The organism is Achromobacter semiaridum, assembly GCF_053543755.1.
In genome coordinates this window covers 1-10,217 of the sequence record NZ_JBLVOL010000035.1, presented here as the reverse complement: position 1 = coordinate 10,217, position 10,217 = coordinate 1, and the positions used below count along the sequence as shown (strand labels likewise).

Genomic DNA, 10,217 nt, shown 5'->3' with positions numbered 1-10,217 from the left:
GGGCCACGCTGCGCGCCAAGGGGCGACAGTTGATTCCCCCCGGCGAAAGGCTGGTCGTGCAAACCCCCGGCGGCGGCGGCTTGGGCGACCCTGCCGGCCGCGACGCCGAGCGCATTGATCGCGATGTGCGCGACGGCCTGGTCAGCCTGGACCAGGCTCGCACTGCGTACCAACAGCAGCAACCCGCATGATGCCGCCCGCCATCCCACGCGTCTGCCTTGCGTTGACTTTGAAACCCACCTTGCCCCGGACCCCGATTTTGACTTCGACCTTGACCCCGACCCCGGCCCAGACTTCAACCGCCGCGCCGACGCGACGTGCCCGCCTAGGCCTGCTGCTGGCCGCCGCCCTGCTTTGCTTTGCGCCCGGCCTGCACGCCGAGCCCACCCGGGGCGGTACGCTGACCTTGCTTTTGCCTTCCGAACCCACCGCGCTGGTGACGGTGGGCAACGTCGCCACGCCCATCCTCAGCGTCAGCGCCAAGGTCACCGAAGGCCTGCTCAAGTACGACTACGACCTGAACCCGCAGCCGCAACTGGCCACCGCCTGGCACGTCAGCCCCGACGGCACGGTGTACACCTTCACGCTGCGCCAAGGCGTCAAGTGGCATGACGGCAAACCGTTCACCGCCGCCGACGTGGCGTTTTCGATCGAACTGCTCAAGAAGATTCACCCGCGCGGGCGCAACACGTTCGCCAATGTCACCGCCATTGAAACGCCGGACGATCACACCGTGGTGCTGCGCCTGGCCAAGCCCGCGCCTTACTTGATCCGCGCCTTCGTCGCCACCGAAACCCCCATCATCCCCAAGCACATCTTCGACGGCGCCGACCCGCTGACCAACCCCGCAATCTCGGCGCCCATCGGCACCGGCCCGTACAAGTTCAAGGAATGGGTGCGCGGCAGCCACATCGTGTATGAACGCAACCCCGATTACTGGGACAAGCCCAAGCCCTATATCGACCGCCTGATCGTGCGCGTGGTGGCCGACCCGGCCGCCGCCGCCATCGCATTCGAAACCGGCACCGTGGACCTGGGCTACCGTACGCCCGTGCCACTGGCCGACCTGGCGCGTCTGAAAGCCGTGCCGTCACTGCGGTTCGAAACGCGCGGCAACAGCTATTCGTACAACGTGACGCGGCTGGAATTCAACCTGGACGAAGCGCATTTCAAGAACGAGAAAGTGCGCCAGGCGGTGGCACACGCCATCGACCGCAACGTCATCCTGAAAGTCGTGAACTACGGCGTGGGCCAGGTGGCGTATTCGCCGATTGCGCCCGGCCTGAAAACCTATAACGACCCCACGCCGTCGCCCTACGCCTTCGACCTCAAGCGCGCCAACGCGCTGCTGGACGAAGCCGGCTACCCCAAGGGCCCGGACGGCGTGCGCTTTCGGGTGCCGCTGGACTACAACCCGATCGGCTCGGACGGCGCGCGCCTAGCCGACTATCTGCGCACGACGCTGGCGCGCACCGGCATCGCCGTGACGGTGCGCTCGCAAGACGCCTCGGCCTTCATCAAGCGCGTCTATACCGACCGCGACTTTGCCTTCACCACCAACGGCGCCAGCAATCTGTTCGACCCCACGGTGGGCGTGCAGCGGCTGTACTGGTCCAGGAACTTCATCAAGGGCGTGCCGTTTTCCAACGGCACGCATTACCAGAACCCGCGGGTCGATGCCTTGCTGGAAGCCGCCGCCGTTGAAAACGACCCCGCGCGCCGCGTCCAGCTGTTCAAGGACTTTCAGCAGATCGTCGCCCGCGAGGTGCCCGACCTGAACCTGTATCAACCGGAATTCATCACCATCGCCAACCAGCGCGTGCACGACCATTCGCTGACGGCCGACGGCGTGGAATCCAACCTGGCGGACGTCTACCTGCAATGAACGCGCGACGCGCCGCCCGCACGCTGGGCTTGTCCCTGGTCCAGGCGATTCCGACCGTCATCGGGGTCATTCTGCTGAGTTTTTTCCTGCTGCAAGCCGTGCCGGGCGACGCCGCCGACGTGATCGCGGCCGAGTCCGGGTCGGCCACCGAAGCCGGCATGGCGGCCATGCGCAGCCAGTTCGGGCTGGACCGCCCGGTGTTGCAGCAACTTGGCGCCTATCTGGGCAAGCTGGCCACCCTGAACCTGGGCGTATCGCCGCGCTACAACCTGCCGGTGTCCGACCTGATCTTCAGCCGGCTGGGCAACACGGTGTTGCTGATGTTCAGCGCGTTGGGCTGCGCGCTGGCCGCCGGCATTGCGCTGGGCGCGGTCATGGCCAGCTTTGTGGGCCGCTGGCCCGACCGCCTGCTGTCGTTGGCGGCGCTGCTGTTGTATTCCACGCCGGGCTTCTGGCTGGGTTTGATGGCCATCATCCTGCTGTCCGTGCAGCTGGGTTGGCTGCCGCCCGGCGGCGTGTCCACGATCGGCTCGCCCGCCACCGGCCTGGCGCACGCGCTGGACGTGGCGCGCCATCTGGTGCTGCCGACGTTGGCCTTGGCGGGCTTCTACGTGGCCATCTTCGCCCGGCTGACCCGCGCAGCCATGCTGGAGGTCAGCCGGCAGGACTTCGTGCGCACCGCGCATGCCAAGGGCGTGGCGCCCGCGGCCGTGGCGTTGCGCCACGTGCTGCGCAATGCGCTGATTCCGGTCACCACCGTTGCCGGCTTGAACTTCGGCACCCTGCTGGGCGGCGCGGTCGTGGTCGAGACGGTCTTCAGCTGGCCCGGGCTGGGCCGGTTGGCCTATGAATCGGTGATGGCGCGCGACTACGTGGTGCTGCTGGGCATCCTGGTGCTGTCGTCGCTGCTGGTAATCGTGGCCAATATTCTGGTCGACCTGTTGCAGACGATGCTGGACCCGCGTATACGCGCCGGTTGATGGTGTCCCGGCCGCCCGGCCGCCTGGCCATTCCGCATGGCTTGGCCTTGTTCCTTGTTCCTTGTTCCTTGTTCCGTTATTCCTTCACTTCATTTCATGCTGCCTGACTTCTCGTCCCCTTCTTTGCCGCCGCACGCGCCTTCGGTCCAGGCCATGAGCACGCCACGCCGCGCCCGCACGCTGCGCCGGCTGTGGGCCAACCCCGGCGCGGTGGTCGGCGGCGTGCTGTTGCTGCTGATTCTGTGCGCCGCCGTCACCGCGCCCTGGGTGTTTCCGCACGACCCGCTCGACATGGTCGGTCCGCCGATTCAGTGGCCCGGTCAAGACCCGGAGTTCTGGTTGGGCACCGACACGATGGGCCGCGACATCGCCGCCGGCCTGGCGCACGGCGCGCGCGTGTCGTTGACGGTCGGCGTGACCGCCGCGCTACTCAGTTTGGCGATCGGCATTGCCGTGGGCGCGTCGGCCGGCTACTTCGGCGGCTGGGTGGACGTGGTGCTGATGCGCGTCACCGAATTGCTGCAAACGATTCCTTCGTTCTTGCTGGTGGTGGTGATCGTGGCCATCGGGCGGCCGTCGGTCAGCGTCATCGCGCTATCCATCGGCGCGGCCTCGTGGCCCGTGGTGGCGCGCCTGGTCCGGGCTGAGTTCCGGACCCTGCGCGAAACCGAATTCGTGCTGGCCGCGCGCAGCAACGGCTTTGGCCACGCCCGCATCGCCCTGCTGGAAATCCTGCCCAACGCGCTGCCGCCTGTCATCGTGACGACCTCGGTGCTGGTTGCCAACGCCATCCTCATGGAATCCGCCTTGTCGTTCATGCACATGGGCGACCCCAACGCCGTGTCATGGGGCAGCATGATCGGCGACGCGCGCGAGATGCTGCGCACCGCGTGGTACCTGGCCGCCCTGCCCGGCCTGTCCATCGTGCTGACCGTGTTGTCGCTGAACCTGCTGGGCGACGCCTTGAACGATGCCTTCAACCCGAGGCTGTCCGCATGACGCTCACGTCCCACCCCCCCGACACCCGTGCGCTCTTAAGCGTGCAAGACCTGACCGTTTCCTTTCGCGCTGACGACGGCCCACGCCGCGCGGTCAATGGCCTGAGCTTCGAGCTTGCGGTCGGGGAAACCCTGGCGCTGGTGGGTGAATCCGGCTGCGGCAAGTCGACCACCGCGCTGGCCGTGCTGCGTCTGCTGGCGCCCGGCAGCCGGGTGCGGGGCCGCATCCTGTTCAATGGCGTGGACCTGGCCGCCCTGCCCGACCGGCAACTGCGCCAGGTGCGCGGCCGCGATATCGCCATGATCTTCCAGGAGCCCATGACGTCACTGAACCCGGTGCTGACCATCGGCCGCCAAATCGGCGAAGCCATCCGTTGCCACGAGGACATCGGACGCGCGGCATTGCGCCAGCGCACGCTGGAGCTGCTGGCGCGCGTTCGCATCCCCGACCCCGAACGCCGGATTGACGACTACCCGATGCAGCTGTCGGGCGGACAACGCCAGCGCGTGATGATTGCCATGGCCATCGCCTGCCGGCCCAAACTGCTGATCGCTGATGAGCCCACCACGGCGCTTGACGTCACCATCCAGGCGCAGATCCTGCAATTGCTGGACGAGCTGCGGCGCGACCTGGGCATGAGCGTGCTGCTGATCACGCACGACCTGGGCGTGGTGCGGCAATGGGCTGACCGCGTGCTGGTCATGCACGGTGGCAACAAGCTGGAAGAGGCGCCCGCCGCCCAACTGTTCGCCGCGCCGTCGCATCCCTATACCCAGGGGCTGCTGGGCGCATCGCTGCACGCGCGCGACGGGCTGCACTACCGTCAGGCGCGTCTGCCGGAGATCCTGGTCAGTCGTGGCCCTGGCCATGGCGAACCGCATTTCACATTGCGCACGACCAAGGGCGTTGGCGAAGCGCCCCGTCCATTGCCCATGGCGCAGGGCGGTAGCGACGCCCGCCTGCCCGGGCACGCCCGCGAGGGCGATGCCGCGGCCCTGCACGGCGTGACCGGGCATCCCGCGACTGGGCATCCCGCGGCCGGGCATGGTGCGACCAGGCACGGTGCGGGTGAGCACGGTGCGACCGGGCTGGACAGCGTCGCGCCGCTGCTCAGCGTGCGAGGCCTGATCACCCGCTACGCGGGCCGCCGGGGCGTCGACGTGCTTGCGGTCGATGACGTGTCCTTCGATATTGCCCACGGCGAAACGCTGGGCTTGGTGGGCGAATCAGGCAGCGGCAAATCCAGCTTGTCGCGCACGTTGCTGCGGCTGACGCCGGCGCATGCCGGCCAGGCACTGCTGCGTGGCGCAGATCTGCTGACCCTGCCCGAACGTGCGCTGAAAGCAACCCGGCGCCATATACAGATGGTGTTCCAGGACCCCTACGCTTCGTTGAACCCACGCCATACGGTGCACGACATCCTGGCCGCCGTGCTGAAGGTGCACGGCGTGCGCGACCGCGCCGAACGGGGTCGGCGTGTGGCGCGGATTCTTGACAACGTGGGTTTGCCGGCCGACGCGGCCAGGCGCTATCCCAACGAGTTCTCGGGCGGACAGCGCCAACGCATCGGCATCGCCCGCGCGCTGATCACGCGCCCGTCGCTGGTGGTGCTGGACGAACCCGTGTCGGCGCTGGACGTGTCGGTGCAGGCGCAGATATTGAATCTGTTGGTGGATTTGAAGAACGAACTGGGCCTGTCCTACCTGTTCATTTCCCACGATCTGGCCGTGGTGCGCTATCTATGCGACCGGGTCATGGTCATGAACCAGGGCCGCATCGTGGAGCAAGGCACGCCGGAAGCCATTTGGCGCCGCCCCGCGCACCCCTACACGCGCACGCTGTTGGCCGCCGTGCCGGCCGCAACGGCGGGCCACGTGGCGCCGGCCGGTCCAGATCTGGCCCACGCGCCCGCCGAAATGCGCCCGGTCGCGCGCTACGCCTGATACTGTGCGCGGCACACTTCGAGCCCGACACTGCGCGCCCGCCCCAGAGAATCTGGCCTTGCACGTCTGCCACTTCGGAAGGGATTGTCCGCGCGGCGCGCGGCCCACGGTCACGTTGGATCCTTATGCCGAAGGCGTATTTAGCCGCGCCCGCCAGGCCGCGTCATACTGGCGGGTTCCTGGCGTTGGTATCCTTCACGGGTAAGCGACACCGCCCAACCCTGACTGGTAACCGCATGAGCTCCTCCCCTATCCCCACCCTGGCGCCCGACGTGCTGGCGGCGCAAGCCCTGGCCAAGCAACACGGCGTCGGCACGCCGAACGTGCTGACCACGCCCATCGCCGAAACCCGCGAGAAAAGCCGCGCCTATCAACACTGGCTGAGCCAGCCCGCACCGCCGGTCGGACGCGTGGTGGAACATCGGCTGGACCATCTGCCGGTGCCCGCCACGCTGCGCCTGTATTACCCCGAAGGCGCCCACGACAAGCCGCTGCCTTTGTATCTGCATCTGCACGGTGGCGGCTTCGCGCACGGCGACCTGGACACGCTGGACCGCTGGAAGCGCGAAATCGCGGCCGACGCGGGCATCGTCACGGCCGGCCTGTCCTACGCCTTGTCCCCCGAAGCCCGCTACCCCGTGGCCCTGGAACAGGTGCTGGGCGCGTTGCGCTGGTTGCGCGACGAAGCGCCGGCACTGGGCCTGGACGCGCAGCGCCTGGCCGTAGGCGGCGAATCGGCGGGCGGCAACCTGACGCTGGCCGCGCTGCAACGCCTGCGCGATGAGGGCGACGCCTTCATCAAGACCGGCGTGGTCATCTACGGCATGCTGTCCGCCCGCCGCGATACGCCGTCGCAGGAATCGTTTGGCGACGGCCGCTTCGGGTTGTCCACGGAAAAACTGGATTGGTTCTGGGACCAATACGTTGCCGACGCTGCCCAATTGACGGACCCCGGCGTGGCTCCGCTGCATGCCGACGTTGCCGAACTGCCGCCGCTGATCCTGCAAGCCGCCGCGCTGGACCCCCTGCTGGACGACACGCTGGACCTGGCCAACCAGCTGTTCGCCAGCGGCGCCGCGCCTATGCTGGTGGTCTATTCCGGCGTGCCCCACAGCTTTATCGGCATGACGCGCCTGCTTCCCCAGGCGCAAGAAGCCCGCGCCGACCTGGTCCACGCGCTCAAACGCAACCTGGCCGCCTAGCAGAGCGTTAGCTTAAGTTTCGTAGTCGTCTCATGGACAGCGCCTTTCGTGGCTGGGCAAGATGCTGGATCCGATCTTGCCCGACAGAAAAGGAGCACCGCCGTGCCACGGCTGTCCGACCCGCGCCCCACGTTCGCATCCACGTTCAGATTCTCGTTCACGCCCGCCAGCGGCGCGGCGTTCGACGTTATTGAATTCACGCTTGACGAGGCCCTGTCCGAGCCCTATCGGCTATGCGTGGACTTGTCCAGCTTTGATCCTGCCGTGGATTTCGGCGCGCTGCTGGATCAGCCCGCGCTCTTCACGATATGGCACGGGGCGCTGCCGGTGCGCCATGTGCACGGCATCATCACTGAATTGGTCCAGGGGGACACGGGCTTTCGGCGCACGCGCTACCGCGTAGTGCTTGAGCCGTCATTGGCGCGCGCCGCGCTGTGTTCCGATTGGCGCATCTATCAGCAACTGTCCGTGCCCGAGATCCTGGCCGACGTCATCAAGCGGCAGGGGATTACCGATTACGAACAGGTGACGACGCAGGAACACCTGCCGCGCGAATATTGCGTGCAGGCAGGCGACACGGACTTGGCGTTTCTGGACAGGCTGGCGGCAGAGGAAGGCTATTTCTATCGCTATACGCATTCGGAGCATGGGCACCGCTTGATTCATGGCGACCGGATTTATATCCACGGACAGATCGCCGGCGGTCCGGTCATTTACAACCCGATGCCGGGCGGCGATCAGGCGGAGCCCGCGTTGCATCGGTTTTCTTATGCGGAGCGCGTGCGCACCGCCGTGCAGACGCAGCGCGACTACACGTACACGCATCCGCGCTATAGCCAGGAACATTCGCCGGTTGCATCGGATCTTTCTCATCAGGACGCCCGCTACGAACGCTACGACTATCCCGGCCGCTACAAACGCGACGAGGCGGGCCAGCCGTTTACCCAGACGCGCTTACTGGGCCGCCGCCGCGATGCGCGCGTGGCAGTGGTCGAAGGGGATGACGCGCGCCTGGTTCCCGGCGTGGCATTCGATCTGGTCGGCCATCCTCGCGAAGATTGGAACCACGGCTGGCGACCGGTGCGCATGCACCATTGGGGCGTGCAGCCTTCCAGCCAGGAAGAAGACGGGTCCAGCGCCGAATACGGTCAGCATGGCGGACGGGATCATGGCCGGATGCACCGCTCGGAATATCGCCCGGAGCACGGCACACAGTACCGCTACACCGCCGAACTGGTGCCCGACAAGGTCGATTGGAAACCCGTGCCTTTACCCAAGCCGCGTATCGACGGCCACCAGATGGCTACGGTGGCCGGCCCGCCCAATGAAGAGATCTTTTGCGACGAGTGGGGCCGCGTCAAAGTCCAATTCCCGTGGGATCGCTTGGGGCAGCACGACGAACATAGCTCATGCTGGATTCGCGTGTCGCAGAACTGGGCCGGTGCGCAATGGGGCCACATGGCGGTCCCGCGCATCGGGCAAGAGGTCATCGTGCAATTCGCAAATGGCGACCCGGACCAGCCGCTGATAACCGGCAGGACTTTCCGGGCGACCAATCTTCCGCCGTACGAACTGCCGCGCCACAACGTGCTGAACACGATCAAGAGCAAGGAATTCAGGGGCGATCGCGCGAACGAATTGCGGCTGGATGACACGTCCGCGCAGATCAGCGCAGCGTTGATGAGCGAACACGGCGACACGCAGCTGCATCTGGGGTATCTGACGCACCCACGTCCGGGTGGCGGGCAGCCTCGCGGTGAAGGGTTTGAGTTGCGCACGGACGAACACGGTGCCTTGCGCGCGGCGAAGGGATTGTTGTTAACGGCCGACGCCCAACTGCGGGCCCAGGCCGGGCAGTTGGACCGGTCCGATATCGTCGCGGCATTGCAAGCGGCGCTGGAACTTGCTCGAAACCTGGGGGATTACGCAGCGAAACACGAAGGCGTTACCCACGACGCTCAGCCGCAGCAATCCCTGTCGGATGCGGTGCGCGACCTGGGCCACGGCGCCAACAACCAGTCGGACGGCCCGGGCCAAGGCGATGCCGGCGTCATCGCCCTAAGCGCCCCGGCCGGCATCGCCGCCGCCACGCCGGCAAGCATCGTGATGTCCGCCGGCGAAAACCTGGACAGCGTCGCGCAGCAGCATCAGCAGGTCAGCGCGGGCGGCAAGATCGTGCTGAACGCGGGCGGCGACCTGGGCTTGTTCGCGCAAGGCGGCGCCATGCGCCTCATCGCCCACCAAGGCCCGATGCTGCTACAGGCGCAGCACAACGCCATCCGCATCCAGGCCGATCAAAGCACCGAAATCACTTCCAGCCAACAACACGTGCTGCTGGCCGCCGACAAGCACATCACGTTGCTGTGTGGCGGCGCGGCCATCAAGATCGCCGATGGGAATATCGAGTTCTCCATGCCCGGCAAGCTGACGGTAAAGGCCGCGGGGCACAACTTCACCGGGCCAAGCAGCGCCTCGATGACGTTCAACACCTGGGATGCCACCCCCTTCGACGACCGCTTTCAAGCCACGCTGGCAGACGGTTCCCGCGCTTGCAACCTTGCCTACACCCTGATCCGCAACGACGGCTCACGCATCACCGGCCGCACGGACAGCGAAGGCTACCTGACGCTGCAACGCGACATGCGCCGCGACGGCGTGCGTATCGAATGGACAGAGGCCGAAGAATGACCGAGACCAGACCCGCCACCGGCCCGCCGGAGGAACGCGCGGCGCCGTTTCATTACAACGCCAGGGGACAGCAGTGCTTCACCTGGACTTTGACCGACTGCGACATTACCGACCCCGTGCAACTGCGTATCGGCCCGGATCTGATCTTGCCGGTGATTTTTATTCCCGGGGTGATGGGCAGTAATTTGAAGTCGGTGCCGCGTCGGGACGACGAAAAAGCCAGATCTGTGTGGCGACTGGATTATGGTTTTGCGGGCATCCCAACTCCGTTGCTGGGCCAATGGGTCGGCCAGAAGGCAGGGATACGGCAGAGCCTTCTGCATCCCGACCGAGTGCAAGTGGATGACGAGGGCGGTGTACCCAACGTGCCGTGGGGGATGGTGCAGGATGACCAACAGCTGCTGCCCGCTCAGCGCAAGGCCGCCCTGATGAGGCGATATCGGGAACGGGGTTGGGGCGAAGTCGGACAGACCAGCTACGAACGCTATCTGATGTGGTTGGAACATGTGCTGAATTCCCC

At 66.4% G+C, this 10,217-nt stretch carries 6 protein-coding genes and 2 pseudogenes; all 8 read left to right on the top strand.

The window, feature by feature from the left end:
* Nucleotides 1-191 (top strand): annotated as a pseudogene (locus tag ACNPP0_RS11040) (hydantoinase B/oxoprolinase family protein); the annotation flags it as partial.
* Nucleotides 192-271: 80 nt separating this feature from the next.
* Nucleotides 272-1,885, top strand: coding sequence for an ABC transporter substrate-binding protein (locus ACNPP0_RS11035; protein WP_448705888.1), 1,614 nt, complete (start codon nt 272-274; stop codon nt 1,883-1,885).
* Complete coding sequence (locus tag ACNPP0_RS11030; protein ID WP_332608221.1) at nt 1,882-2,865, top strand: ABC transporter permease; 984 nt, start codon at nt 1,882-1,884, stop codon at nt 2,863-2,865. The genes ACNPP0_RS11035 and ACNPP0_RS11030 overlap by 4 nt, the downstream gene beginning before the upstream one ends.
* 153 nt (nt 2,866-3,018) lie before the next feature.
* Nucleotides 3,019-3,864, top strand: coding sequence for an ABC transporter permease (locus ACNPP0_RS11025; RefSeq protein WP_448705887.1), 846 nt, complete (start codon nt 3,019-3,021; stop codon nt 3,862-3,864).
* Nucleotides 3,861-5,807, top strand: coding sequence for an ABC transporter ATP-binding protein (locus tag ACNPP0_RS11020; RefSeq protein ID WP_448705886.1), 1,947 nt, complete (start codon nt 3,861-3,863; stop codon nt 5,805-5,807). Before ACNPP0_RS11025 ends, ACNPP0_RS11020 begins: the two co-directional genes overlap by 4 nt.
* Before the next feature lie 236 nt (nt 5,808-6,043).
* Entirely contained in the window at nt 6,044-7,009 is a 966-nt protein-coding gene (locus ACNPP0_RS11015; protein WP_448705885.1) for an alpha/beta hydrolase, read from the top strand.
* 102 nt (nt 7,010-7,111) lie between these two features.
* Nucleotides 7,112-9,697 carry a type VI secretion system Vgr family protein gene (gene tssI / locus ACNPP0_RS11010; protein ID WP_448705884.1) on the top strand — a complete coding sequence of 862 codons (2,586 nt, stop codon included), beginning with the start codon at nt 7,112-7,114 and terminating at the stop codon, nt 9,695-9,697.
* A pseudogene (locus tag ACNPP0_RS11005) lies at nt 9,694-10,217 on the top strand (hypothetical protein); the annotation flags it as partial. The gene tssI and the pseudogene ACNPP0_RS11005, both read left to right, overlap by 4 nt.